Source organism: Ruegeria sp. BG10, from assembly GCF_056538575.1.
Genome location: NZ_JBQFTI010000003.1, coordinates 360,672 through 386,417, shown reverse-complemented (window position 1 = coordinate 386,417; position 25,746 = coordinate 360,672). Strand labels below are relative to the sequence as shown.

Below are 25,746 nucleotides of genomic sequence, written 5' to 3'. Positions count from 1 at the left end.
GGTCTCTCCCAAGCGTCTCAACCGTCTTTCCGATCCGTCAGCACCGTCCATCCGATGCAAACCCAGCGCCTCACCAGCGCCGGTGAAGGGGTATTTACGGATTAGGTCCGGGACCTGCAACCCCCATTTTGAAAAAACTTCACAATTCCCGGCGGAAACTTACCCAACTTAATGAAAACAATATCTTAGCTTAAGAATTCCATTGAAACCCCCGCCGGTTCAGGCATCCGACACCTGCTTTTGTGCCTTAGAATCCAACCTGGCGCTGGAATCGCTCGGTTCCTGTGGTTGTCAGCGCAAACTCACCCGAAAGAAAACGCCGCCAAAGGGGTCCCGTGGCGGCGTCACTTAGGCGGTCGGGTTCACCCTTATTTCAGGTCGAACCGATCCGCGTTCATCACCTTGTTCCAGGCGCTGACGAAATCACAGACGAATTTGCCTGCCGCATCGTTCTGACCGTAGACTTCGGCCAGCGCCCGCAGCTGCGCGTTGGAACCGAAGACCAGGTCAACGCGGGTCCCCGTCCATTTGACCTCTCCGCTGGCCCGGTCGCGACCCTCATAGATCCCGGCCTCGCCTGAAGGTTTCCATTCGGTGCCCATATCCAGCAGGTTGGTGAAGAAATCGGTGCTAAGCGTCCCGATGCGATCGGTAAACACACCATGGGACGTTCCACCGAAATTGGTGCCCAGAACACGCAGACCGCCCACCAGCGCCGTCATCTCGGGCGCGGACAGGGTCAGTAACTGCGCCCGGTCGACCAGCAGTTCTTCGGGTGAAACGCTGTATTCGCTCCTCTGGTAATTGCGGAAGCCATCCGCAATCGGCTCGAGCACCGCGAAGCTGTCGACATCCGTCTTCTCTTGGGTCGCGTCGGTGCGGCCCGGGGTAAAGGGAACCTCGACCTCCTGACCGCCGGCCCTGGCAGCCTGCTCGATTCCAACCGCACCGGCCAGAACGATAACATCGGCCAGAGACACTTTCTTGCCACCCGACTGCGCATCGTTGAACGCTTTCTGAACACCGGTCAGAGCATCCAGCGCTTTGGACAGTTTCAGCGGCTCATTCACGTCCCAGTCTTTCTGGGGCGCAAGGCGGATGCGGGCACCATTGGCACCGCCGCGCTTGTCCGACGCGCGGAAGGTCGAGGCCGAAGCCCAAGCGGTTGACACCAACTCGGACACCGACAGCCCGGTCGCGGCGATCCGGGCCTTCAGATCCGCCACATCCGCATCGCCGATCAGGTCGTGGTCCACGGGGGGGACGTTGTCCTGCCACAGCAGTTCCTCAGCCGGGGCCTCATCACCGATATAGTTCGTCCGTGGCCCCATGTCGCGGTGGGTCAGCTTGAACCAGGCGCGCGCAAAGGCGTCGGCGAATTCTTCCGGGTTTTCGTGGAAGCGTTTCGAGATCGGCCCATAGATTGGGTCCATGCGCATCGCCATGTCGGCGGTGGTCATCATGGTCTTGACCTTTTTCGACGGGTCATGTGCCGCAGGGGCCATATCCTCTTCGCGGACATTGACCGGTTCCCAGATCCACGCGCCCGAAGGGCTTTTGGTCAGGTTCCAGTCATATCCGAACAGCAGATCGAAATAGCCGTTGTCCCATTTGGTCGGGTTCGCGGTCCACGCCCCTTCGATGCCGCTGGTGGTGGTGTCGTCCCCCTTGCCGCTGCCGAACTTGTTGATCCAGCCCAGACCCATCTCTTCGATCGGGGCCGCCTCGGGTTCGGGGCCGACCAGATCGGGATCGCCGGCGCCGTGGGCCTTGCCAAAGGTGTGGCCCCCCGCGACCAGAGCGACGGTTTCCTCATCATTCATGGCCATCCGGGCAAAGGTTTCGCGGATGTCCCGGCCAGAGGCCAGGGCGTCGGGCTGTCCGTCCGGGCCTTCGGGGTTCACATAGATCAGGCCCATCTGTACCGCGGCCAGAGGGTTTTCCAACTCGCGGTCGCCGGAATAGCGGCTGTTCGGCTGATCGCTGGTTGCCAGCCATTCGGTTTCGGTTCCCCAATAGATGTCTTCTTCCGGGGCCCAGATGTCCTCGCGGCCGCCGGCGAATCCAAAGGTCTCTCCCCCCATCGATTCAATGGCGCAATTGCCGGCCAGTATGATCAGGTCGGCCCAGGAAATCCGGTTGCCGTATTTCTGCTTGATCGGCCACAGCAGGCGGCGTGCCTTGTCCAGATTGCCGTTATCCGGCCAGCTGTTCAGCGGCGCAAACCGCTGGTTTCCGGTCGAGGCCCCGCCGCGCCCGTCCGCGGTGCGATAGGTGCCGGCGCTGTGCCACGCCATACGGATGAACAGACCGCCATAATGCCCGTAATCGGCAGGCCACCAATCCTGCGATTCCGTCATCAGCGCGAAAAGGTCCTGTTTCAGCGCCTTCAGGTCCAGCTTGCTGAATTCGTCGGCATAGCTGAATTCCGCGCCCAGCGGGTTTGACGCCGGGGCGTTCTGGTGAAGGATCGACAGATTCAGCTGATTGGGCCACCAGTCCCGGTTCGACCGGGTTCCGTTGCCATGCATGACAGGGCATCCGCCCATGTTTGGGTTGTCACTTCCGTCCATATCGATCTCCAATCCTGGCTAGATTCCGGCGGTTTCGCGCGGTGAATACTCGGGCGATCAAGAACACATGCAGATGACACTTTTACCCGGCCTGCCAGCGCGTCCGGTATGGTACGCGGGCGGTCCGGGATATCGGCGACTCTTTTTGTCTTGTCACCGCTACAGGTAGCAAATCCAAGCCATGCAAAAAAGTTTTGTTTATGGATGATAGCCATAAACAAAACCTATAAATCAACCGGGTCCGCGCTCAGCCGCCACGCATCAGGGCGTCCAGACCTATGCGGTAATCCGGATACAGCAGCTTTACCCCAAGCTCATCTTTGATCCTGTCATTTCTGACGCGCTTGTTTTCATTGTAAAAGCTGCGGGCCATCGGGCTCAGGTCGGCCTCATCGAATGGTACGGCGGGGGGCAGTGGCAGGCCCTGAAGCCGAGCGGCATATGCGATGACATCCTGTGGCGGGACCGGCTCGTCGTCGCATACGTTATAGATCGCACCGGGATTTGGCGTGGCCATCGACGCCGCGAGAACCTGCGCGATGTCGGCGACGTGGATCCGGGAAAACACCTGCCCCGGCTTGATAATGCGCCGCATGCCAGCCCGCTTGAGTTTCGAAAACGGGCCGCGACCGGGGCCGTAAATGCCCGCAAGCCGAAAGATATGCGACGGCAGCCCGGGGATACCCTGCCATTCCTGTTCAGCTGTCACCCGCCACCTGCCGCGTTCGGCGGTGGGCGCGGGTGGTGTCGATTCATCCACCCAATCGCCCTGATGGTCGCCATATACCGCCGTTGTCGACAGATATCCGACCCACTGAAACTGACCGGCACGTTCTGCGATTTCATCCCGCATCCGGGCCAGAACCGGATCGCCCTGCGCGTTTGGCGCGGTCGAGATCAGCATATGCGTCACGCCATCCAGATCCGGCACCTGACCCGGCCAGATCAGAGGTTCCGCGCCCGCGGCACGGATGGTGTCGGATTGCGCCGGGTCCCGCGTGGTGCCGTAAATGCGCCAGCCCTGCGGTTTCAGAAGCCGGGACAAGGCCTGCGCCGAATACCCGTGGCCGAAGGAAAACAAACTACCTGTCATAGCACCTTTGATGATCCGCAATTTCGACGGATGCAAGCACCCGCGCCGGAATACTTGATTCGAATCCCGCAATGCGCCTTTCTTTCAGTATGAGCGACAAGACACCCGACCTGAACGCCGCCTATGCGCTGGATTCGCCCGAGGATCACCGGCGGCTCTATGCGGAATGGGCCGGGGATTATGACGAGACTTTCGCAGCGCGCGAGGATTATCAGCTGCACATCCATACGGCCCGCGCCTTTGTTGCGGCAGGCGGGCAGGGTCCGGTTCTGGATGTCGGCGCAGGCACCGGTCTGTGCGGCGCTGTTCTGGCCGGGCTGGGCGTCGGGCCGATCGACGCCACCGATATCAGCGCCGAGATGCTGGATCAGGCCTTGCGCAAGGATATCTACCGCGACGCGATCGAGGCCGATCTGAACCAGGGTATCCCGGTTCCGCGTCAAAGCTATTCGGGCATCGTTTCTTCGGGGACATTCACCCATGGACATCTGGGCCCCGAGGCCCTGACCGCCTTGCTGCGCGTGGCCCGGCCCGGTGCGCAATTCGCCCTGTCGATCAACGCCAAACATTACGAAAAACTAGGGTTCGCCGAGGCGCTTCACGTGCTGGCGCAGGGCCGGATACGGAACCTGTCGCTGCCCGAGGTGCGGATCTACGGCGATCTGGCTGCCGGCCCGAACCGGGACGATACCGCGCTGATCGCTCTGTTCGAGCGGACCTGACCCGCTAAAATCAGGTATACATCTGCTTTTTGAACGCCCGGGTTCGCGCCGTCGCCTCGGCCGAGCCGTCGTGATAGGTGCCGAACCACTTGTCGAACGGAATCTCGGACGTGCCGTAATTGCATTCGAAATACCGGTGGTGCAGCTGATGAAAGAAATCCCCGGCGCGGGCGGCGTCCGTATCCCCAGCCCTGAGCTTTTCGAACCCGGAATGCGACAGAACCGGGCTGATCTGCTGAAAATAGCTGTGAAACAGCAGGTGCATCGGATGCGAGGGCACGATCAGGTGGATGAAGTAGGTGGTGAAATACAGCAGGTTTTCAAACCAGTGGTTCGATATTCCCGACCAGGGACCGATATTGACGTTTCGGTGATGCACGGCGTGAACGTGTTTATAGAGCTTCGGATGATGCTCCAGCCGGTGCACCCAATAAAAATGCAGCCCCGACCACATGGGAATGAACATCATCCAGATCACGAACCAGACCGGCGCACTGGCCCATGTCACGGTGGGGACATAACCGTTGGCCATCGCCCAGTAGATGATCCACTGGTAGACAGTCGCCACGGTCATGGCGCTGCCCAGCGTCCACCAGATATTATCAAGGACCTGATTGCGAAAGGTGAAATTGCCGTTGTTCCGGGTCAGATCGCGGCGGTCGAATTTCTTGTACATGCCCTGCCCCTTGCGCATGTACAGCCACCAGTGCAGGCTGCCCGCGATCAGGATCTGGGGCACCATGTTCAGCAACCAGATGCGGAACATCCAGCCCGGCGCAAAACGCTGCATCGTCTCAAGCGACGGGAAGAAATACGCATAGGCAATCACGGACAGCGCCAGGCACAGCGTCAGCGCCGTGATCTGCAGCCACGCGCCGCTATACCATTGCAACACGGCGGCCGGGCGCGGCGGCCAGTTGAACAGCGGGTTCAGTCCCACCGGCCCCTCGGGGTGATAGTGCCAGCGGGCGGATTCGGGGTCCTGAGCGGTATCGGTCATGGCAATTACCCTGTTGCAATGGTCAGGTGGCGTAGTCAGAGCTTTCGGCATCCAGCAACGCCTTGATCTCACGCAGATGCGCAGCGGCCTGATCGGGATAGTCGTCCAGTTCCTGCGCGGTCTTTTCCGCTATTTCGTCCGACAGCACGCGCAGCGGCTGACCGGTTTGCAGCGCGCGGATATAGGTCTCGGCGGCGCGTTCGAAATAGTAGAGCCTGTTGAATGTGTCCGCCGGATCGCTGCCGATGACCAGAACGCCATGATTGCCCATGATCATGACCTTCTTTTTCGGGTCCGACAGCATCGCGGCACAGCGTTCACCTTCGCTTTCAAAGGCCAGACCGCCGAATTCGTCATCCACCACGTAGCGGTTGTAAAAGGTGGCCGTGTTCTGGTCGATCGGCGGCAGGGTGCTGTCGGCCAGCGATGCCAGAACGGTGGCGAAGATCGAATGCACATGCATCACACAGCGCGCGTGGCGGCAATGGCGGTGGATTGACCCGTGCAACCCCCAGGCGGTGGGATCGGGCGCGCCGGGCTGGTTCATGACGTCCGCGTCATTTGCATCCAGAAACAGCAGGTTCGACGCTTTGATCCGCGCGAAATGCATCTGGTTTGCATTCATCAGGAACTGCGTGCCGTCCTCATTCACCGCCAAGCTGAAATGGTTGGCCACGCCTTCATGCATGTTCAGCCGCTCGGTCCAGCGGAATGTGGCGGCAAGGTCCACGCGTTCGGACCAGTGGTCGATATTGGGGCGCAGAGACGTGACTTGCATTCCGGGCTCCTTCGCGGCTGGCTGGTGCTTGGAAAAAGCGTGCCCGCGGCGCGAAAATTTGACCAACGAAAAAAACGCACCTATTCCATTAGCTGAGCTAATGCCAAGGTTATACTCATGCAGAAACCGCTTCCGCCGCTGGGCTGGCTGCGCACTTTCGAGGCGGCGGCCCGCCACCTGTCGTTTACCGGCGCAGCCCGGGATCTGAACATGACCCAAAGCGCGGTCAGCCAGCAGATCAAGTCGCTGGAAGGGTATCTGGGCCAGCCGCTGTTCCTGCGCCGCCCGCGCGCCCTGGAACTGACCGAGGCCGGCATCACCTATCTGCCGGTGGTGCGCGAGGCATTTCGCACGCTGGTACGCGGCACGCAGGCGGTCACCGGGGCACAGCAGAACGCGGTTCAGGTGCAAAGCAACATCACCTTTGCGGTCAACTGGCTGGCCCCGCGCCTGCCGCAGTTCCGGGCCATGCACCCGGATGTTCAGCTGAACATCTTCACGGAATTATGGGAGCCCCGGGAAATGGCCGAAGGGGCCGCGGTCGAAATCCGCTATTCCCTGCGACCGTCTGATACCGTGCGGACCGAGCTGCTGTGCACCGACCATTACTACCCGGTCTGCGCGCCCGACTATCGGGTGACGCTTGACACCGTGCAGGATCACCCGCTGTTCGATTGCTCGAACCTGCTGTCGAACTGGCAGAACTGGGCCGAGGATCAGGGTCTGAACTGGGGAAATCCGCCGATCACCTATTCCACCACCTATCTGGTCAGCCTGTCCGTCGCCATGGCCGGCGGCGGCCTCTGCCTGACTCATGACACCATTGCGCGCGGGCTGATTGAACAGGGCAGGCTGGTGGCACCCTTCCCCCATCGCGCGGCAATGCCCGAGGCCTATTACCTGTTGCTGTCACCGCAGGCCGAGGAAACACCGGGGGCGGTGGCCTTTGCCGACTGGCTGCGCCGGGAAATGGCAGCGGATCGCAGGGCGTGATCCGGCGCGCTCCCGCCCATCGTCAACGCCCCTACGGGGCGTCTCCTCTGGTTGGGCCGGGCAGCGCTGACGCGCTGCATGACGGAATCATGATACCTGTACGGTGGGGGTTGCACCTTTCCCCGCATTCGGGAAAGTTGAGCCATGGAATACACACCCCTCCCTGACTGGCCCGATGCCGCCCCTCGTCTGATTGCCGTAGCCGCGGGGCGCGAAGCCGCGGATACGGTCATTCGCGGCGGCATCTGGGTGAATGTGCACAGCCGCGAAACCCTGCCCGATCATGACATTGCGATCGCCGCCGGACGCGTGGCCTATGTCGGCCCGGACGCGGCGCATTGCATTGGCCCCGACACAAGAATCATCGAGGCCCGAGGCCGTTACATGCTGCCGGGGCTGTGCGACGCGCATATGCATATCGAGTCGGGCATGCTGACCCCCGCCGAGTTTGCCCGCGCGGTCATTCCGCACGGCACCACCTCGATGTTCACCGACCCGCATGAAATTGCCAATGTGCTGGGGCTGGACGGTGTGCGCATGATGCATGACGAGGCGCTGATGCAGCCGGTCAATATCTATACCCAGATGCCATCTTGCGCACCGTCCGCGCCGGGGTTGGAGACCACCGGCTATGAAATCACGCCGGAGGACGTGGCCGAGGCGATGGCGTGGCCGGGCATTATCGGCCTGGGCGAGATGATGAATTTCCCGGGCGTGATCCACGGCGACCCCAAAATGCTGGCTGAAATCGCGGCTACTCAGCGGGCCGGCAAAACCGTCGGCGGACATTATGCTTCGCCCGATTTGGGGCCCGAATTTGCGGCCTATGTCGCGGGCGGCCCGGCGGATGATCATGAAGGCACCTGCGAGGCCGACGCGATTGCCCGCGTCCGGCAGGGGATGCGGTCGATGATGCGGCTGGGCTCGGCCTGGTTTGATGTGGAAAGCCAGATCACGGCGGTGACGGAAAAGGGGCTGGACCCGCGCAACTTTATCCTGTGCACGGATGACTGCCACTCGGGCACTCTGATCAATGACGGGCACATGAACCGTGTGGTGCGGCATGCAATCGCCTGTGGCTGCGACCCGCTGATCGCGCTGCAGATGGCCACGATCAACACCGCAACCCATTTCGGGCTGGAGCGCGAGATCGGCTCGATCACGCCGGGGCGGCGCGCGGATGTCATCCTCAGCTCGGACCTGAGGGATCTGCCTATCGAAATGGTTATCGCACGCGGTCAGGTCGTGGCGGAAGAGGGCCGGATTACGGTGGACTGCCCGCACCTGAACTGGCCGGACACCGCCCGCCAAACAGTGCGTCTGGGCCATACGCTGACCGGCGGCGATTTTGAAATCGCCGCCCCGGCCGGCGCCAACCGGGTACAGGCCAACGTGATCGGCGTTGTGGAAAATCAGGCCCCCACCAAGGCGCTGAAGGCAGAATTGCCGATCATCGAGGGGCTGGTCGAAGGCGAAGGCGAGGTCTGCCAGATTGCACTCGTCGAACGGCATCGCGCGACCGGAGGGGTGACAAACGCCTTCGTCTCGGGCTTTGGCTATCAGGGCAGGATGGCGATGGCCTCGACCGTGGCGCATGACAGCCACCACATGATCGTCGTCGGCACCGACCGGGACCAAATGGCGCTGGCAGCGAACCGGTTGGCCGAGGTAGGCGGCGGCATCACCATCTTCCGCGAGGGTGAGGAGCTGGCGCTGGTCGAACTGCCCATCGCAGGTCTGATGTCCGACAGCCCGGCCGCACAGGTTGCGGCCAACGCGGAACAGATGGTCGCGGCGATGCAGGCCTGCGGCTGTCAGCTGAACAACGCCTATATGCAGCATTCGCTGCTGGCGCTGGTCGTGATCCCGGAACTTCGCATTTCCGACCTTGGGCTTGTCGATGTGCGCACCTTTGAAAAGATCGATCTTCTGGAACCCCTTGCATGACGATAATAAAAACGCCTGACGTCCCGGGCCCCGAGAAATTCACCGACCCCGCCGCCGCTGTTGCCCGGCTTGAGGCACTCTATGAACAGGCAACCGCGTTTCTGTGCGACAGCTTTGCCAAGGCGATGGAACAGGGGGCGCCAACCGAACGGTACAGAGCCTATTACCCCGAAATCCGCATCAAAACCGCGTCCTACGCGCAGGTCGACAGCCGGCTGAGTTTTGGTCACGTGTCCGAGCCCGGCACCCACGCGACCAATGTGACGCGCCCCGATCTGTTCCGGAACTACCTGACGCAACAAATCGCCCTGCTGATCAAGAACCACGATCAGCCGGTCACGATCGGCGCGTCCGAAACCCCCATCCCGGTGCATTTCGCAGTGGCCAACAACCCCGATCTGGTGGTCCCGCATCAGGGCGCGGCCGGGTTTACCCTGCGCGATGTGTTTGATGTTCCGGATCTGACCACGACCAATGACGACATCGTCAATGGCGTCTATGATCAGGAAGACGACGAATCCGGGCCGCTGTCGCTGTTCACCGCTCAGCGCGTCGATTACTCGCTGGCGCGTCTGGCGCATTACACCGCGACCGACCCCAGCCATTTCCAGAACCACGTCCTGTTCACCAACTACCAGTTCTATGTGTCCGAGTTCGAAAACTACGCCCGCGCGCAACTGGCCGATCCCGACAGCGGCTATACCAGCTTTGTTTCAACCGGAAACGCCGAGATCACGGACCCGGAGGCGGCGCTGGAACAGCCGCTGAAACTGCCGCAGATGCCGACCTATCACCTCAAGCGCGAAGACGGGTCGGGGATCACGCTGGTCAATATCGGTGTGGGCCCGTCCAATGCCAAAACCGCCACTGACCATATAGCCGTCCTGCGCCCGCATGCCTGGCTGATGGTCGGCCATTGCGCCGGGTTGCGGAACACTCAGGCGCTGGGGGATTTCGTGCTGGCCCACGCCTATCTGCGCGAGGATAAGGTGCTGGATGACGACCTGCCGGTCTGGGTACCGATCCCGCCACTGGCCGAAGTTCAGGTGGCGCTGGAACAGGCCGTGGCCGAGGTCACCGAGCTTGAAGGGTATGAGCTGAAACGGATCATGCGCACCGGCACGGTTGCCTCGGTCGATAACCGCAACTGGGAGTTGCGCGATCAATCCGGCCCGGTGCAGCGGCTCAGCCAGTCACGCGCAATTGCGCTGGACATGGAAAGCGCCACCATCGCCGCCAACGGCTATCGGTTCCGGGTACCTTACGGCACCCTGCTATGTGTCTCCGACAAGCCGTTGCACGGGGAATTAAAGCTTCCCGGCATGGCCTCGGCGTTCTATACCACGCAGGTCAGCCGCCATCTGGCGATCGGAATTCGCGCGATGGAGCATCTGCGCGGCATGCCGTTGGAGCGTCTGCACAGCCGGAAATTGCGTTCATTCGACGAAACGGCCTTTCTCTGACGCAAAAAAGCAACGAATTCCCCCTATTTTTAGGGTTTTCAGCGCTACTATTCGTTGTGTTCGCCCACAATATCCCGTTACAGTTACGCGGTGAGGCCCTATCTATCGGGCACGTTAAGGAGACCAAGAAATGGCAAAGCCTATGACAAAGACTCAGCTGGTTGCTGCTCTCGCTGAGGAAATGGGAACCGACAAGAAAGCCGCAAACGCTGCGCTGGAGGCCATGACCGGCCTGATCACCCGCGAAGTGTCGGCTGGCGGTGCGGTAACCCTGCCCGGCGTCGGCAAAATCTACTGCCGCGAACGCCCCGAGCGCATGGTGCGCAACCCCGCCACCGGCGAGCAGTTCAAGAAAGAGGCCGACAAGGTGGTCAAGATGACCATCGCCAAGGCGCTGAAGGACAGCGTGAACGGCTGATTTCAGCTTTCACTGCGATACGATCAAGGGCCGCCGGTTGGGGGCCCTTTTTCTTTTGCCTGTCCGAAGCCCCGCTCGCCCCAAGCGTTAAGAACGGCCCCGGGTATTGTCGAAAAACGCGTTTGGGTTAGGCTTGAAAGCCGTGATGATTCCAACCGTACGACGGGGGCGCGACATGGATCAACATACAGGCGGATGCGTTTGCGGCGACATTCGGTTCGTGGCATCGGGAAGGCCGCTCAGGGTGGGCATATGTCACTGCCGAGACTGTCGAAAGCACCACGGCGCCTTGTTTTACGCTGCCGCCATATTTCCCTTGGCTTCGGTCAAAGTGACCGGCCGGACCGGGGAATATGAGGGACGCCATTTCTGTTCCAAATGCGGTGCATCGGTTTTCGCGCAAACCGGTGATGAGATCGAACTGCATCTGGGTGCTCTGGATAAGCTGAATCAGTTCAAACCGAGCTATGAAAGTTGGTGTATTCGTCGGGAAGATTGGTTGCCGCGGTTCCCGAACACAATCTGCTTTGATCGAGATCGGGAGGGTGCAGAGTCTGATGAATAGCGCGGGCGTAAATCGCAACGCCCGCGCTGTTTTTTGGACAGCTCAGTGAACCGTCTCAACCTTGTGGAAGTCCAGATCGCGGTCTTCCGGCATTGAATCGATGCTCAGCACCTCCTGGCGCTTGGTGACCAGGATATAGACCACGCAGGCCAGATAGAGGCCGACGACCACAGCGCCGATCCACTGGATCTGCAGCCACTGGCTCTGGAACAGCAGGGTCAGGACAAACAGCATCGCAACGTTGCCCGCCACGTAGATCGCCTTGCCGAACCGCTCAACCGTCATGTTCAGGTTGTCGGTATACAGGCGGATCAGCGAGTCCAGCGAGTTGATCACGAAGGTCACGCCCACGATCACCATCGCGATGTTGGTGATACCTGCGGTGCTGATGCCGTTCAGGTGGTAATAGTAGAGAACGGTGAACCAGATCCCCAGCGGGATTGACGGGAAAATCAGCAGCGCCGCCAGTAGTTGCCATGTTTTCAACCCACCCACAAAGCGCGAGGTGAACTGACCGATCATGATCGACCACGCGAACCACCAGAACAGGTAGAAGGCGTGATAGTCGGTCAGCGGCAGGACGAATTTGTGGATATTGGCGAAATACGCCCCGATATTGCTGCCGGTTTGTGCAAATCCGGTCAGGCCCATGCCGGCCGCGATCCACATGCCGATGATCAGAGTCAGGAACAGGAAGGTCGAACCCACCGAAAGAATGCGCACGTATTTCAGATCGGTCGAGGAATAGGCCGCCGCCAGAATGACCACGAAGACGATGATGTAGAAGGTGGTGACCACGGATTCACCATCACCGACCTCGGGCAGATAGCCCGGCAGGTAGATCAGGAACAGGCTGGCGGTGAAGGCACAGGTGCCGATGATCACCACGTTGTTGATCAGCTTGACCAACGGGATCTCAAAGAACTTCACACGCGGTTCGATAACGCAGAAGTAGAACGCGGTCAGGAAATAGAACGCCCAGATCAGAAAACCCCAGAAGCCGAACTCGATGGCCAGCGGATTGGCAAAAGCATAGGCCGGGTCTTCGGCATAGCCGCCGAACTCGGTCAGCGGGAACATGATCAGGCCAACGTCCAGACCGGACGTGAACAGGATCGCGATGAAGGTGAACAGGTGGACAGGGGTGACGCCGACACAGCGCAGGTTCCACCATTTCACCACGAAAAATGCGACCAGCCCGAGGGCCAGCAAAACGCCAAATGACAGGATGTATTCCAGAAGCACCAAAACGCCTCCCATGATATTTTGGATGGGGGCGTTGCTATACTTTATTGGCTGGTCAATCAATAAAAACGAATTGAATTGAAATGCTGCCCCCGGGATGTGCCTTTTTTGACGCAAGCACCGGCGCTGCTTGCGGCTGATGGGAAATTCGGGAACAGTGCGCGACAGTTCGAACAGGGGGTCATGATGGATCTGCGCGCCATAGCGATGGGGCTGATATTTGCGTTCATCTGGTCCTCGGCCTTTACCTCGGCGCGGATCATCGTGGCGGAAGCCTCGCCTCTGTTTTCACTGGCCCTGCGGTTTCTGATCTCGGGGCTGATCGGCGTCGCCATTGCCCGTGCCATGGGGCAAAGCTGGCGCCTGACGCGATCCCAGTGGTACGCCACCATCCTGTTCGGAATTTGCCAGAATGCCCTTTATTTGGGTCTGAATTTCTATGCGATGCAAACGATCGAGGCCTCTGTCGCCGCCATCATCGCCTCGACCATGCCGCTGTTGGTCGCATTGGCCGGGTGGCTGTTTCTGGGCGAGCGGTTGCGCCCCGTCGGGGTCGTTGGCCTGCTGGCCGGGTTCACCGGTGTGGCGCTGATCATGAGCAGCCGGATCGACGCGGGCATCGACCTGTTTGGCGTGGCGCTTTGCGGTATCGGCGCACTGGCCCTGACCTTCGCCACACTGGCCGTACGCGGGGCCACATCGGGCGGGAACTTCATGATGGTGGTCGGCTTGCAGATGCTGGTGGGATCGGCGGTTCTGTTTGTCGCCGCCCCGCTGTTCGAGACGATCTATATCCACCCGACCGTGCCGCTGGCGCTGGCCTTTACCTACACAACCCTGTTCCCCGGCCTGCTGGCCACGTTGATCTGGTTCCTGCTGCTGGACAGGATCGGCGCCACCCGGGCGGCGACCTTTCATTTCCTGAACCCGGTTTTCGGGGTCACCATCGCCGCCATCCTGCTGGGTGAAAAGCTGGGGCCGCTGGATGCGGTGGGGGTCGGGATCACCACGCTGGGCATTCTGGCGGTTCAGCTGGCCCGGCAACCGGTGGCAAAACCCGGCTGATCCCCGCACGACCGCGCGAGGCGGGTGTAACACCCCTTTGCTTTCGCCGCGCAAACCCCAATTATTGGTCCAGAGCCAAACCTCCGGAGGAGCCATGACCCGTTACACCAAAGACCCCGAGGCCATTGCCGCCCTCTCACCCGAAGAATTTCACGTCACCCAACGCAGTGGAACCGAACGTCCGGGCACCGGCAAATACCTGGGCAACAAGGAACCGGGGATCTATGTCGATATCGTCTCGGGCGAGCCATTGTTCGCCTCGACCCACAAATACGAATCCGGCTGCGGCTGGCCCAGCTTCACCAAGCCGATCATGCATGAGCATGTGGAAGAGTTTCGCGACACCACCCACGGCATGATTCGAACCGAGGTACGGTCCAAACACGGGGACAGCCATCTGGGCCATGTGTTCCCCGACGGCCCGCGCGAACAGGGCGGGCTGCGCTATTGCATCAACTCTGCCGCGCTGCGGTTCATCCATCGTGACGAGATGGAGGCCGAAGGCTATGGCGAATACCTGATCCATGTGGAGGAAATCCAATGACCGAACAACGCGCTGTCCTGGCCGGGGGCTGTTTCTGGGGCATGCAGGACCTGATCCGCAAATTGCCGGGCGTGTCCCGGACCCGCGTCGGCTATACCGGGGGTGACGTGCCCAACGCCACCTATCGCAACCATGGCACCCATGCCGAAGGGATCGAGATCTGGTTCGATCCCGCCACGATCTCTTACCGCGATCTGCTGGAGTTCTTTTTCCAGATCCACGATCCCACCACGCTGAACCGTCAGGGCAATGACCGCGGCATGAGCTATCGGTCCGCCATCTACTATGTGGATGACGCGCAGAAACAGGTGGCAGCGGACACAATCGCCGATGTGAACGCCAGCGGTATCTGGCCCGGCAAAGTGGTGACCGAGCTTGAACCCGTCGGCGATTTCTGGGAGGCCGAGCCAGAACATCAGGATTATCTGGAGCGTATTCCGAACGGCTATACCTGCCATTTCCCGCGCCCGGACTGGGTTCTGCCCAAGCGCGACGCTGCGGAATGAAACGGCCGTCCCCGGGAAAACCGGGGGCTAGCCCGATGCAACCCGGGGCCGGCCGCTGGCCTCTACAGTAATCATCGCCTCGACAAACACGTCCTGCGCCTCAACCCGGGCGGTGCGGATGTCGCGGTCGACAATCACACGGATATCTTCGGCCCCGGCCTCACGCACAGCATCTTCGGCCGCGTTGCGCAGAACTGATTCCAGCTTGGCCAGCGCTTTTTCGGTCTCGTCGAAATCCTGCGGACCGTCGTCAAGATGCACACGGTACCGGCCCTCGGACGGGGACGTCACCGTTCCCGACCGGCGCAGGGTCAGGCGCCCCACCACCGCACCGATGGCATTGGCCACGCCGGCATGGTCCGGCAGGATCATGCGACATCGCACCCGCTCTCCCACCGCCGGGTAATAGCTGGGGGCCGAGGCCCCAAGCCCCACAACATCCACGTTCAGCGCCGCATCCAGCGCCAGCAAGCCCCGATGCCCCGCCAACCCTTTCTGCGTCAGAACATGCCGGGCAAGATCGGCGGCGGGAACACCGAAACCCTCTGCTTCCTCGGCAAAAGCAGTCTCTAACAAGGTCAATGTGGTCTGTTCCGTTAGCTGATCCACAATCAGTTGCGCCAGCGCCTCTGGTCCTGCGGCCAGCCTGTCGCCCGTTCCCACACGTTTGCGGGCCACCAGTTCAAGCGCCTTGCGCGCGGCCTCTGCATCCCAGGCGTCCAACCGGCCCAGAACATGGCTCGCATCCGACGGTGTCACCCCCGACACCTGCACGATCCCGCGATCCACCAGCCGCGTCAAAGCGCCGTTTTCCATACGTGAACGCAACAGATCGCTCAGCGGCAGCACGCCGTCACCCAACCGGTTCAGCAGGGCGTCTTCCCGCGCGCCCAGCCCTTCCGCGTGGATGCCAGGCACGCGCCGGGCAAACCGCGTGTCGTGTTCACCAACGGTCGTGGCGCGCAGCTGCGCATCCAGAACCGGGTGAACGATGTCAGGTGCTTCGGCCGCCATCAAAGACACCGGCAGCACCCGCCTTGGCCCCAAGAACACACCGCCGCGCAGCCCTTCGGTGATCACATGCACCTGACTGTCGCCGCCCAAACCGTGGGTCCGCATCGCCACGGCCTCGACCATGGTCCGGAACCCGCCCACCCGCGCACCTTCCGGATCGATGGCGGGCTTTCCGTCGCGGATCAGTGCCACATCCGTGGTGGTGCCGCCGATATCCGACACCAGCGCATCACTGGCGCCGGTCAGCCAGCCCGCCCCCACGATCGAGGCCGCCGGTCCGCTCAGAATCGTCTCAATCGGCCGCGCCCGCGCCTGTTCCGCGCTCATCAACGCGCCGTCACCACGCACAACCATCATCGGTGCAGTGATCCCAAGCTCCAGCAACCGATCCTGCGCGCGCCCGATCAGCCGGTCGATCATCCCGATCAGACGGGCATTCAGCACAGCGGTCACCGCGCGCTTTGGTCCGTTCAGCCGGGCCGACAGATGGTGCGAGCAGGTGACCGGCGCGCCGGTTTTCTCGGTGATGATCCGCGCCGCCTCCAACTCATGTGCCGGGTTTCGCGTGGCAAACCGGGCAGCGACGGCAAACCCGGAAATACCCATATGCGAATACAGGAAAGCCTCAAGCGCGGCGACATCCAGAGCCGCGGCCTCACCGCCCGCATGGCTGTGACCGCCCGAGATCACCAGCGCCGGATCCCCCTTCAGCGCGTCCTTCACCCCATGCTTTTCCAGATCGCTGTTCCGAAACCCGATATAGACAAGCGCAACGCGCCCGCCCTGCCCCTCGACCAGCGCGTTGGTGGCCAGCGTGGTCGACAGCGACGCCATCGAAATCCGGTCCGGCGCGACCTGCGCCTGATCCAGCACTGCCTGAATCGCTTTTCCGACACCGATCGCCAGATCGGCCCGCGTGGTCAGCGACTTGGCCGAGGCGATCACCTCTTCCTCATCCCGGATCAGAACCGCATCCGTATAGGTTCCGCCCGTATCCACCCCCAAAGCCAACGCCATCGGGATCTCCTTCCTGTTCACTGCAGATGGGTTTAGCGGTTTGGACCGACACGTCCAGCCTGTTTGCGGCACTCAGGACAATCGTTTCACCGCCCATCGCGCCGCATCGGCCACCGCTGGATCGGGATCATCCACCAGGCCCTGCGCGACGGGACGCAACGCCGCCGATCGCGAATTTCCAATGGCGTAAAGCACGTTGCGCACGAACCGGTCGCGCCCGATCCGCTTGATCGGTGAACCGGAAAACTTTGCACGGAACGCCGCATCGTCCAGCATTGCCAGCTCCGCCAGGGGCGGCGCCCGCAGATCATCCCGCGCGGCATAACGGACATCGCTCGCGGCAACCGCAAATTTGTTCCACGGACAGGCCGCAAGGCAATCGTCGCACCCGTAGATCCTGTTGCCCAGCTTGCCGCGCAATTCCTCGGCGACCGGCCCTTTGTGTTCGATGGTCAGATAGGAAATGCACCGTCGCGCATCCAATCGGTACGGCGCAGGAAAGGCATCTGTCGGGCATACATCCAGACAGGCCCGGCAAGACCCGCAATGATCCATCTCGGCCATGTCCGCCGGCAGGTCAAGTGTGGTGAAAACAGAGCCTATAAAGGCCCAATTGCCCCAATCGCGGCTCAACAGATTGGTGTGTTTCCCCTGCCACCCCAACCCGGCGGCCTGCCCCAGCGCTTTCTCGGGCACCGGCGCGGTATCGACAAAGACCTTCACCTCGCCGCCCGCCTCGGCAATCAGCCAGCGCGCCAGCCGCTTCAGCCGTTTCTTGACCAGATCATGATAATCCTTGTTCTGCGCATAGACGGAAATCGCCGCCCTGTCCGGGTGCCCCAAATCTTCGGTCGGGTCATGATCGGGTGCATAGCTCTCGGCCAGCATGATCACCGACCGCGCCTCGGGCCACAATGCTGCCGGTTCGCCGCGCCATTGGGTCCGCTCGGCCATCCAGCCCATTTGCCCGTGATACCCGGCCTGCAAGAACGCCGCCAACCGCGCAGGAACCTCAGGCACATCCCAGGGGCGACACACGCGACAGGACACAAACCCCTCGCTCAGCGCCTGCGCTACCAGCTTGTCCTTTAAACCCGATCCGCTCTTCATCTGGCCAAAAATACCTTCGGGGGGAATCGCGCCCCGGCGCGATGGGGGGCAGACAGCCCCCCTGCGACCCTATCAGAAATCCAGATCGGCGTAATGAGGCGGAGGCCGGAACCCCGGCACCTGATCCGCCAGAATCGACCGGAACGCGGGGCGCGACTTGATCTTGGCATACCAGTCTTTGACCGCCGAACTGCGGTTCCAGTCCACATCCGAAATATAGTCCAGCGCCGAAAGATGCGCCGCGGCAGCAAAATCGGCCAGCGTCATCTGATCCCCGGCCAGCCAGCGGCGGTGATCCAGCAGCCAGGCCATGTAATCCAGATGGTATTTGATGGCGCGCGCGCCCTGCTTGACGTTTTTGCTGTCGGGATAACCCTCGCCCGTTACTTTCTTGTTCACCCGCTCATACAGCAACTTCGATGTGACCTCGTGGTGAAACTTGTCATCGAACCAGCCGACCAGGCGACGCACCTCGTATCGCGCCTCGGGGGCTTTGGGCATCAGCGGCGGCTCGGGCCGGGTCTCTTCGATATATTCGCAAATGGCAGCGCTTTCCGACATGACCTGACCGTCCAGCCGCAGCACCGGTACTTTTCCGGCGGGGTTGCGGCGCAGAAAATCCGGGCCTTTTTCCCAGTATCGCTCTTCGACCAGTTCAACTTCGATCTTCTTTTCCGCCAGCGACAGGCGCACTTTGCGGCAATAGGGGGACAGGGGAACGTGAAACAGACGCGCCATGGGCTTCCAATCGAACCAGTGAATACCCCCCAGCTTTAGCGCCGAGAGACCAGGGGTTTCAATCCTCGAAACAATCCGCGCGACCATCTGCGCGGATGGTGGCCGCCCCGTCCAGGATCGACGCCGCCCGTCTGCGCGTCCGAACCGAGGGGTCGGTGACCGACCTGTTGCGGGGCGAAGGCAGGATCGCCGCAATGCGGGCGGCCTGTACCGGTGAAAGCTGCGCGGCGGATACGCCGAAGTTGCGCCGCGCCGCGGCTTCGATGCCAAACACCCCTTCCCCGGTCTCGGCCACGTTCAGATAAACCTCCAGAATACGCTGCTTGCTCCAGAAGATTTCAACAACCGGCGTGATCGAGGTTTCCAGCGCCTTGCGCACCCAGCTGCGGCCCTGCCACAGAAACACGTTCTTCACCACCTGCTGGGTAATGGTCGACGCCCCGCGCGTGCCGCCATCCTCCAGCGCGTCCCGGATCGCTTCGACGTCGAAACCCCAGTGGAGACAGAAATTCGCATCCTCGGCCGCAACCACGGCGCGGGCCATGACCGGCGTCATGTCCTCGATCGGTACCCAATCGCGCTGCACCTTGCCCAGCCGGCGCCATTCGGACCAGATCGTGTGGGTCACCGGTGGGTTCACGACCGAAAACAGCGCCACCAGACCCACGATCAGAACAACCACGCCCAACCCGGCGCGCGTCACCCAGCGGCGAATCCACCGTGTGCTGATTTTCTTTGTCTTTGACGCTTTGCTTTTCTTACTGCTCGACTTGCGCGCTGCTTTTTTTGCCATGCTGTTGCTATACGACGCGCCGCGACCGTTTGGAACGGTTTATATCGCCAGCGCGCGCGCCTCGCGCGGGCGCACGACCGGGCGCGCGGTTTCCGGCAAAACCGGGTTTCGGGCGCGCAGTTCGGGGAACAGGCGCAAAACCTCGGCCTGCGTTTCGCGGTCGGATTGGGTGACCGCGTGGCCGGGATAATAGCTTTCGCTTTTCGCCCCGTTGGCGATCACGATCTCATGCCGGGAAAACAGCAGGTGGATATAGTCGGCCTTGCCGCCTTCGACCCGGGTTACGCTGTCGCCGTTGACCAGCGAATGCGCAGCGATCAGAACTTCGGAATGGCCGAACAGGTAAGGCGCGCGCCAGTCTTCGACCAGCATCCGGTGCTGCGGTGACACTGTCAGCGGGTGTTCCAGACCCAAAACGCCCGCCTCGAACCGGATCGGCGCAAGCTTGCCTTCCGCCTTGACGCGGGTGCGCCCGACCCACAACAGGGGTTGCGGGCCATTATCCACGGTGGTGATCAGTTCCCCGGGCTTCAAATCCTCGACCGGGCGCGGACCATCCGGCGTTTCGATCAGGGTTCCGGGCGTGAAACAGGGCGGGCCCAGTTCGTCATTGTTGATATCGACCGAACCGAACGACCCGCCGGTATCGCTGAAATCCGTGGCGGTTGAGCTGACAAAGGTTCCGTTTTGCAGGACCTGCCCGTCAGTGGGGGTGAACACCTCGCGCCCGTCGGCCAGATAAAAGGTCACACCGGTATAGGTGACCTGCGTACCATCGGACAGTTCGATCGTCACCGTGTCATCGAAATACGACGCGGTAATATCGGAACCGTCCACCGAATCGTCGTTCAGCCGGTTGATCAGGTCGTCATCGTTCTGATCCACGATGTCGAATTTCTGCACGGTCAGGGGTGTTCCAACCACCGTACCGTTCGCGCCCGGATTGGCCGGGTCGAGCACAAAAAACTGATCTATGTAGGTCGTCGGCATTCAACTGCTCCTGCAAACTCGCAAAACCGGGATACAGCATGACAGCAAATCCCGAAGAAACTGTGGCCATAGCTAGGCGCGATCCGAGAAAAAACGCAATAAATGCGATTCGCGCGGCTTAAAATAGATAAAACCCGCGTGTTTCTTGTGACACGCGGGTTTCTGGATCAGGTTGCGTTGCGCCCTTATTCGGCCGGAACAGCAGCCACTTCGGCGGACAGCGGATGGCTGAGCTTGTTCAGCATCTCTTTCGGGCAGACCTGCAGGAAGTTGGTTCTTTCAACCTCCCAATGCTGCAGGATATCGGCGGCCTTGCGGCTGTAGGTTTCGGCCTGATGGGTTTCGATCAGCGATTTCAGCTGATCCTCCCAATGGTCGACTGTCACCGGACAGGTCACCAGCGTTTCCATGTTCATCAGCTGCTCGGCCTTGCCCTCGGGGTCGTACAGGTAGGCCATGCCACCGGTCATACCTGCGCCAAAGTTGGCCCCGATACCGCCCAGGATCACCGCGACGCCACCGGTCATGTATTCGCACCCGTTGGAGCCACAGCCCTCGATCACCACTGTCGCGCCCGAGTTCCGCACGGCGAACCGCTCACCGGCGCGCCCGGCAGCGAACAGGTGGCCATCGGTGGCCCCATAAAGCACCGTGTTGCCAATGATGGTGTTGTCATCCGCCTTCAACGGGCTGACCTGCGGCGGCCGCACCACGATGGTGCCGCCCGACAGACCCTTGCCGACATAGTCGTTGGCGTCCCCGGATACTTCCAGCTTCAGCCCCGGAGCGGCAAAGGCCCCCAGTGACTGGCCGGCCGAGCCCTGAAGTTTGACGTGCAGGTGGTCCGATTGGAACGTGTTCCGCATCCCGAAATTCTGCACGATATGGCTGGACACCCGCGTGCCCACGGTCCGGTGCGTGTTCTGGATCGCATAAGACAGCTGCATCTTTTCGCCGTCCTTCAGGAACCGTGCCGCGTCGCGCACGATCTCGGCGTCCAGCGTATCCGGCACAGCATTCCGATCCTTGTCGCGGTTGTACACGATGTCATGCGCGCCATCGACGGTGATCAGCAGCGGGTTGAGGTCCAGATCGTCCAGATGCGCCGAACCGCGACTGACCTGTGCCAGCAGATCGGCCCGCCCGATGATCTCATCGACAGACCGTGCACCCAGGCTGGCAAGGATTTCCCGCACTTCCTGCGCGTAGAAAGTGATCAGGTTGACCACCTTGTCCGCATTGCCGGTGAACTTGGCACGCAGGGATTCGTCCTGCGTGCAGACGCCAACCGGGCAGGTGTTCGACTGGCACTGACGCACCATGATACAGCCCATCGCGATCAGGGCAGCGGTGCCGATACCGTATTCCTCAGCGCCCATCATCGCGGCCATGACAATGTCGCGCCCGGTCCGCAGGCCGCCATCGGTGCGCAAGGTCACGCGGTCGCGCAGGTTGTTCATCGCCAGAACCTGATGCGCCTCGGTCAGGCCCATCTCCCACGGCAGACCAGCGTATTTGATGCTGGTCGCGGGTGAAGCGCCTGTACCGCCATTGTGACCCGAAATCAGGATAATATCCGCTTTCGCCTTGGCCACACCGGCAGCAATCGTGCCAACGCCCGAGGATGCCACCAGTTTCACCGTCACCTTGCAGCGCGGGTTGATCTGTTTCAGGTCATAGATCAGCTGCGCCAGATCCTCGATCGAATAGATATCGTGGTGCGGCGGCGGCGAGATCAGCGTGACGCCCTTGGTCGAGTGCCGCAGACGCGCGATCAGGTCGGTGACCTTCATGCCCGGTAGCTGCCCACCCTCGCCGGGCTTCGCACCCTGGGCGACCTTGATCTCCAGCTCTTCACACTGGTTCAGGTACTCGGCGGTCACGCCGAACCGGCCCGATGCCACCTGTTTAATCTTGGCCGACGGGTTGTCGCCGTTGGGCTCGGGCACGAAATGCGCCGGGTCTTCGCCACCCTCACCCGAGTCCGACTTGGCCCCGATCCGGTTCATTGCGACGTTCAGCGTCTTGTGTGCCTCGGGGCTCAGCGCGCCCAAGCTCATGCCCGGCGTGACAAAGCGCTTGCGGATCGAGGTGATCGATTCCACCTCTTCAATCGGGATCGGATTGCCCAACGGTTTGAAATCCATCAGGTCGCGCAGGTGGATGGGCGGATTCGACTGCATCTTGGCAGAAAACTGCTTCCACAGCTCATAGGACGCACGGTTGCAGGCCATCTGCATCATGTGCATCGAGGTCGCTTCCCACGCGTGGGTTTCACCCGACTTGCGCGCCTTGTAGAACCCGCCGATGGGCAGCACGTCCAGACCGCTGTCCCAGCCCTTGGCGTGGATTTCCTCGACCTTGGTCTGGATACCGGTCACGCCGATACCCGAAATCCGGCTGGTCATGCCGGGGAAATACTCGGCTACCATGGCGCGGCTGAGTCCCACGGCCTCAAAGTTCAGACCGCCGCGATAGGATGAGATCACCGAAATCCCCATCTTGGCCATGATCTTCAGCAGACCCTGATCAATCGCTTCGCGATAGCGGGCGACGTTTTCGGTCAGGGTACCGTCCAGCAGCCCGCGGTCGATGCGGTCGGCCAGCGAATCCTCGGCCAGATAGGCGTTCACCACGGTCGCACCACAGCCGATCAGAACGGCAAAATAATGCGGGTCGACACATTCGGCGGACCGCACGTTCAGCGAACAGAATGTCCGCAGCCCTTGGCGGGTCAGATGCGAATGCACCGCGCTGGTGGCCAGAATCATCGGCATCGCCACGCGCCCCGGACCCGAATTCATGTCCGACAGCACCAGATGCCCTGCGCCGGACCGCACGGCCTCTTCTGCTTCGGCTCTGACACGGGCCAAAGCGGCGCTCAGCGCGCCCCTGCCGGGTTCAAAGCTACAGTCGATCTCGGCCAGCGGAGAGCCAAAGGTTTCCACCAGCTTGTCCCATTGCGCATTGCCCACAAAGGGGCTGCCCAGCACAACGATCTCGGTCTGGCTGCTGTCCTCATCCAGCACGTTTTTCAGGTTTCCGAACCGCGTTTTCAGAGACATCACCCGATATTCGCGCAGGCTGTCGATGGGCGGGTTGGTCACCTGGCTGAAATTCTGCCGGAAGAAATGACTGAGCGGGCGGTATTGTTTCGACAGCACCGCCGACGGCGTGTCATCACCCATCGAAGCCAGCGCCTCTTTGCCGTCTTCGGCCATCGGGGCAAGGATTTGCTCCAGTTCCTCGACCGAATAGCCGGCCGCGATCTGGCGATTGCGCAGTTCCTCACCCGAATACAGCGCGGTTTCGGTGACCCCGGCCAGGGCGTCATCCAGATCGTTGATCTTGCCGACCCACTCGCCAAACGGCAGCGCGCTTGCCAGCTTGTTCTTGATCTGCGTGTCGCGGTACAGCTTGCCCTTCTTCATGTCCACGGCCAGCATCTGACCCGGGCCCAGCGCACCTTTTTCGGTCACCGATGCCTCATCGATTGGCACCATGCCCGCTTCGGAGCCCGCAATGACCAGACCATCGCCCGTCACCACATAGCGCATCGGGCGCAAGCCGTTCCGGTCCAGACCGGCGCAGACCCAGCGGCCATCGGTCATCGCCAGCGCGGCGGGGCCGTCCCACGGTTCCATCACCGAGTTGCAGTAGGAATACATGTCGCGCCATGCCTGCGGCAGCTCCACCGCCTGCTTGGACCAGCTTTCCGGCACCAGCATGGTTTTCGCCATCGGAGCCGAGCGACCGGCGCGCACCAGAACCTCAAAAACCGAGTCTAATGCGGCAGAATCCGACGATCCACCCGCGATGATCGGCTTGATGTCTTCGGCATAGTCGCCAAAGGTGCCACTGGCCATGCGGATCTCATGGCTTTTCATCCAGTTGATGTTGCCCTTCAGCGTGTTGATCTCACCGTTATGGGCCAGCATGCGGAAAGGTTGCGCCAGCCACCATTGCGGGAAGGTGTTGGTGGAATAACGCTGGTGATAGATGGCGAATGCGGATTCAAACCGCTCATCCATCAGATCGGGATAGAACACGGCGACCTGCTCGGCCAGCATCATGCCCTTGTAGATGATCGAACGGCAGGAGAGCGACGCCAGATACAGGCCGGAGATACCCGCGGCAGCCGCAGCCTTTTCGATGCGCCGGCGGATGACATATAGCTCCCGCTCGAAGGTTTCTTCATCCACACCTTTCGAGTTCGAGATCAGGATCTGCTCAATCTCGGGCCGGGTCGCGTTGGCCTTTTCACCCAGACAAGTCACGTCCACCGGTACGTGGCGCCAGCCATAGATGTAATAGCCCATCCGCAGAACTTCGGTTTCCACGATGGTCCGACAGCTTTCCTGCGCGCCAAAATCCGTGCGGGGCAGGAACACCTGACCGACCGCGATCAGTTCGTCCAGGTTCGGCTCATGCCCGGTACGGCGGATCTGGTCATAGAAGAACGGTACCGGGATCTGCACATGGATCCCCGCGCCATCGCCGGTCTTGCCATCGGCGTCCACCGCACCGCGGTGCCAGATCGCCTTCAGCGCGTCGATGCCTGCGTCGACGACCTTACGCGACGGCTTGCCATCGACCGAAACCACCAGGCCCACACCGCAAGAGGAATGCTCTTCCCCTTCGGAATAGAGACCGTTTTCCGCCATCCATTTGCGCTTGGCTTCCTCGGCCCGCACCCAATCGGCATCGTATCTGGTCATTGGCTGTCTCCTTCTTCCGGCAGGGCATACATGGCTTCGACCTGCGCCTTGGTCATCTGCTTGCGTTCGCCTTCGAACGCGTACCCCTCGGGCTTCTTGTCGATATAGAGTTCAAGTTTCAGGGGGCTGCCGGTGCCGTTGTCGAACAGCCCGGCGGCCATTTGCGTGTGTCCGTGCATCTCGCCCTGCAAGGTGATCCGGTACCACAGCGCCGAGCCGCATTCGGCGCAGAACGCACGCTCGGCCCAATCGGACGAGGTAAAGGTTTTCACCGGACCCAGCGCGGCATAGCCCGGCTCGGCCTGAAACGTCACCAGCATGGAACTGGTCCAGCGGCGGCATTGATCGCAATGGCAGGCACCCAGCGCATCCCGCGCCGGGGTTGCGGTCACCGTGACCGCGCCGCACATACATTGGCCTTGCAATTCGGGCATTCCCGACCCTCCTGTCGCTG

21 protein-coding genes are annotated in these 25,746 nt (G+C 61.5%); 9 read left to right on the top strand and 12 right to left on the bottom strand.

All coding sequences use genetic code 11. The features are described from left to right. Positions 1-368: 368 nt before the first annotated feature. Positions 369-2,573 carry a catalase/peroxidase HPI gene (gene katG, locus ACR0D8_RS15230; protein WP_480647722.1) on the bottom strand — a complete coding sequence of 735 codons (2,205 nt, stop codon included), beginning with the start codon at positions 2,571-2,573 and terminating at the stop codon, positions 369-371. Between the two features lie 247 nt (positions 2,574-2,820). Further along, positions 2,821-3,666, bottom strand: coding sequence for an SDR family oxidoreductase (locus ACR0D8_RS15225; RefSeq protein WP_480647720.1), 846 nt, complete (start codon positions 3,664-3,666; stop codon positions 2,821-2,823). A gap of 89 nt (positions 3,667-3,755) precedes the next feature. Between ACR0D8_RS15225 and ACR0D8_RS15220 the strand changes: the two genes are divergently transcribed. Then, positions 3,756-4,388 (top strand): class I SAM-dependent DNA methyltransferase, encoded by a 633-nt coding sequence (locus ACR0D8_RS15220; RefSeq protein WP_480647741.1) that lies wholly within the window; start codon positions 3,756-3,758, stop codon positions 4,386-4,388. Positions 4,389-4,398: 10 nt separating this feature from the next. On the opposite strand, the gene ACR0D8_RS15215 is transcribed toward ACR0D8_RS15220, so the two are convergent. After that, positions 4,399-5,388 carry a sterol desaturase family protein gene (locus tag ACR0D8_RS15215; protein WP_480647718.1) on the bottom strand — a complete coding sequence of 330 codons (990 nt, stop codon included), beginning with the start codon at positions 5,386-5,388 and terminating at the stop codon, positions 4,399-4,401. 22 nt (positions 5,389-5,410) lie between these two features. Then, complete coding sequence (locus ACR0D8_RS15210) at positions 5,411-6,166, bottom strand: class II aldolase and adducin N-terminal domain-containing protein (protein ID WP_480647716.1); 756 nt, start codon at positions 6,164-6,166, stop codon at positions 5,411-5,413. A gap of 117 nt (positions 6,167-6,283) precedes the next feature. On the opposite strand from ACR0D8_RS15210, the gene ACR0D8_RS15205 reads away from it, so the two are divergent. The 5 genes from ACR0D8_RS15205 to ACR0D8_RS15185 all read left to right on the top strand — a co-directional run bounded on the left by ACR0D8_RS15205 (position 6,284) and on the right by ACR0D8_RS15185 (position 11,552). Further along, positions 6,284-7,159 (top strand): LysR substrate-binding domain-containing protein, encoded by an 876-nt coding sequence (locus ACR0D8_RS15205; RefSeq protein ID WP_480647714.1) that lies wholly within the window; start codon positions 6,284-6,286, stop codon positions 7,157-7,159. Between the two features lie 144 nt (positions 7,160-7,303). Then, positions 7,304-9,106, top strand: coding sequence for an adenine deaminase (ade, locus tag ACR0D8_RS15200; protein WP_480647713.1), 1,803 nt, complete (start codon positions 7,304-7,306; stop codon positions 9,104-9,106). Beyond that, complete coding sequence (locus ACR0D8_RS15195) at positions 9,103-10,569, top strand: AMP nucleosidase (protein ID WP_480647711.1); 1,467 nt, start codon at positions 9,103-9,105, stop codon at positions 10,567-10,569. The genes ade and ACR0D8_RS15195 overlap by 4 nt, the downstream gene beginning before the upstream one ends. Before the next feature lie 130 nt (positions 10,570-10,699). Next, positions 10,700-10,987, top strand: coding sequence for an HU family DNA-binding protein (locus ACR0D8_RS15190; RefSeq protein ID WP_039533371.1), 288 nt, complete (start codon positions 10,700-10,702; stop codon positions 10,985-10,987). A gap of 175 nt (positions 10,988-11,162) precedes the next feature. Next, a complete protein-coding gene (locus ACR0D8_RS15185; RefSeq protein WP_480647740.1) occupies positions 11,163-11,552 on the top strand; it encodes a GFA family protein in 390 nt (129 codons plus the stop codon). Between the two features lie 42 nt (positions 11,553-11,594). Here ACR0D8_RS15185 and ACR0D8_RS15180 read toward each other — a convergent pair whose 3' ends face one another. Continuing rightward, on the bottom strand, positions 11,595-12,812 hold the full coding sequence (locus ACR0D8_RS15180; protein WP_480647708.1) for a BCCT family transporter: 1,218 nt from the start codon (positions 12,810-12,812) through the stop codon (positions 11,595-11,597). Positions 12,813-12,983: 171 nt separating this feature from the next. Here ACR0D8_RS15180 and ACR0D8_RS15175 point away from each other — a divergent pair, with 171 nt between their 5' ends. The 3 genes from ACR0D8_RS15175 to msrA all read left to right on the top strand — a co-directional run bounded on the left by ACR0D8_RS15175 (position 12,984) and on the right by msrA (position 14,912). Further along, positions 12,984-13,862 (top strand): DMT family transporter, encoded by an 879-nt coding sequence (locus ACR0D8_RS15175; protein WP_480647738.1) that lies wholly within the window; start codon positions 12,984-12,986, stop codon positions 13,860-13,862. Between the two features lie 94 nt (positions 13,863-13,956). Next, on the top strand, positions 13,957-14,406 hold the full coding sequence (msrB, locus tag ACR0D8_RS15170) for a peptide-methionine (R)-S-oxide reductase MsrB (RefSeq protein WP_475156529.1): 450 nt from the start codon (positions 13,957-13,959) through the stop codon (positions 14,404-14,406). Beyond that, on the top strand, positions 14,403-14,912 hold the full coding sequence (gene msrA, locus ACR0D8_RS15165) for a peptide-methionine (S)-S-oxide reductase MsrA (RefSeq protein ID WP_480647706.1): 510 nt from the start codon (positions 14,403-14,405) through the stop codon (positions 14,910-14,912). The genes msrB and msrA overlap by 4 nt, the downstream gene beginning before the upstream one ends. A 27-nt stretch (positions 14,913-14,939) precedes the next feature. Here msrA and ACR0D8_RS15160 read toward each other — a convergent pair whose 3' ends face one another. From ACR0D8_RS15160 to ACR0D8_RS15130, 7 genes are all read right to left on the bottom strand, one after another. Continuing rightward, entirely contained in the window at positions 14,940-16,943 is a 2,004-nt protein-coding gene (locus ACR0D8_RS15160; RefSeq protein WP_480647704.1) for a hydantoinase/oxoprolinase family protein, read from the bottom strand. Between the two features lie 72 nt (positions 16,944-17,015). Next, positions 17,016-18,053: a tRNA epoxyqueuosine(34) reductase QueG gene (queG, locus tag ACR0D8_RS15155; protein ID WP_480647702.1), complete on the bottom strand. Its 1,038-nt coding sequence runs from the start codon at positions 18,051-18,053 to the stop codon at positions 17,016-17,018. Positions 18,054-18,125: 72 nt separating this feature from the next. After that, the gene (fzlA, locus tag ACR0D8_RS15150) at positions 18,126-18,791 is read right to left on the bottom strand and encodes an FtsZ-binding protein FzlA (RefSeq protein WP_480647700.1); all 666 of its coding nucleotides are present in this window, start codon (positions 18,789-18,791) and stop codon (positions 18,126-18,128) included. 58 nt (positions 18,792-18,849) lie between these two features. Then, positions 18,850-19,584, bottom strand: coding sequence for a monofunctional biosynthetic peptidoglycan transglycosylase (gene mtgA, locus ACR0D8_RS15145; RefSeq protein WP_480647699.1), 735 nt, complete (start codon positions 19,582-19,584; stop codon positions 18,850-18,852). Positions 19,585-19,623: 39 nt separating this feature from the next. Further along, a complete protein-coding gene (locus ACR0D8_RS15140) occupies positions 19,624-20,574 on the bottom strand; it encodes a Hint domain-containing protein (RefSeq protein ID WP_480647697.1) in 951 nt (316 codons plus the stop codon). 185 nt (positions 20,575-20,759) lie between these two features. Further along, positions 20,760-25,292 (bottom strand): glutamate synthase large subunit, encoded by a 4,533-nt coding sequence (gene gltB, locus ACR0D8_RS15135; RefSeq protein ID WP_480647695.1) that lies wholly within the window; start codon positions 25,290-25,292, stop codon positions 20,760-20,762. Next, complete coding sequence (locus ACR0D8_RS15130; protein WP_480647693.1) at positions 25,289-25,726, bottom strand: GFA family protein; 438 nt, start codon at positions 25,724-25,726, stop codon at positions 25,289-25,291. Before ACR0D8_RS15130 ends, gltB begins: the two co-directional genes overlap by 4 nt. Positions 25,727-25,746: the final 20 nt, after the last annotated feature.

Coding starts and splice junctions, on each gene's coding strand:
- katG (WP_480647722.1), bottom strand. CDS start 2,573: ATGGACGGAAGTGACAACCCAAACATGGGCGGATGCCCTGTCATGCAT.
- ACR0D8_RS15225 (WP_480647720.1), bottom strand. CDS start 3,666: ATGACAGGTAGTTTGTTTTCCTTCGGCCACGGGTATTCGGCGCAGGCC.
- ACR0D8_RS15220 (WP_480647741.1), top strand. CDS start 3,756: ATGAGCGACAAGACACCCGACCTGAACGCCGCCTATGCGCTGGATTCG.
- ACR0D8_RS15215 (WP_480647718.1), bottom strand. CDS start 5,388: ATGACCGATACCGCTCAGGACCCCGAATCCGCCCGCTGGCACTATCAC.
- ACR0D8_RS15210 (WP_480647716.1), bottom strand. CDS start 6,166: ATGCAAGTCACGTCTCTGCGCCCCAATATCGACCACTGGTCCGAACGC.
- ACR0D8_RS15205 (WP_480647714.1), top strand. CDS start 6,284: ATGCAGAAACCGCTTCCGCCGCTGGGCTGGCTGCGCACTTTCGAGGCG.
- ade (WP_480647713.1), top strand. CDS start 7,304: ATGGAATACACACCCCTCCCTGACTGGCCCGATGCCGCCCCTCGTCTG.
- ACR0D8_RS15195 (WP_480647711.1), top strand. CDS start 9,103: ATGACGATAATAAAAACGCCTGACGTCCCGGGCCCCGAGAAATTCACC.
- ACR0D8_RS15190 (WP_039533371.1), top strand. CDS start 10,700: ATGGCAAAGCCTATGACAAAGACTCAGCTGGTTGCTGCTCTCGCTGAG.
- ACR0D8_RS15185 (WP_480647740.1), top strand. CDS start 11,163: ATGGATCAACATACAGGCGGATGCGTTTGCGGCGACATTCGGTTCGTG.
- ACR0D8_RS15180 (WP_480647708.1), bottom strand. CDS start 12,812: ATGGGAGGCGTTTTGGTGCTTCTGGAATACATCCTGTCATTTGGCGTT.
- ACR0D8_RS15175 (WP_480647738.1), top strand. CDS start 12,984: ATGGATCTGCGCGCCATAGCGATGGGGCTGATATTTGCGTTCATCTGG.
- msrB (WP_475156529.1), top strand. CDS start 13,957: ATGACCCGTTACACCAAAGACCCCGAGGCCATTGCCGCCCTCTCACCC.
- msrA (WP_480647706.1), top strand. CDS start 14,403: ATGACCGAACAACGCGCTGTCCTGGCCGGGGGCTGTTTCTGGGGCATG.
- ACR0D8_RS15160 (WP_480647704.1), bottom strand. CDS start 16,943: ATGGCGTTGGCTTTGGGGGTGGATACGGGCGGAACCTATACGGATGCG.
- queG (WP_480647702.1), bottom strand. CDS start 18,053: ATGAAGAGCGGATCGGGTTTAAAGGACAAGCTGGTAGCGCAGGCGCTG.
- fzlA (WP_480647700.1), bottom strand. CDS start 18,791: ATGGCGCGTCTGTTTCACGTTCCCCTGTCCCCCTATTGCCGCAAAGTG.
- mtgA (WP_480647699.1), bottom strand. CDS start 19,584: ATGGCAAAAAAAGCAGCGCGCAAGTCGAGCAGTAAGAAAAGCAAAGCG.
- ACR0D8_RS15140 (WP_480647697.1), bottom strand. CDS start 20,574: ATGCCGACGACCTACATAGATCAGTTTTTTGTGCTCGACCCGGCCAAT.
- gltB (WP_480647695.1), bottom strand. CDS start 25,292: ATGACCAGATACGATGCCGATTGGGTGCGGGCCGAGGAAGCCAAGCGC.
- ACR0D8_RS15130 (WP_480647693.1), bottom strand. CDS start 25,726: ATGCCCGAATTGCAAGGCCAATGTATGTGCGGCGCGGTCACGGTGACC.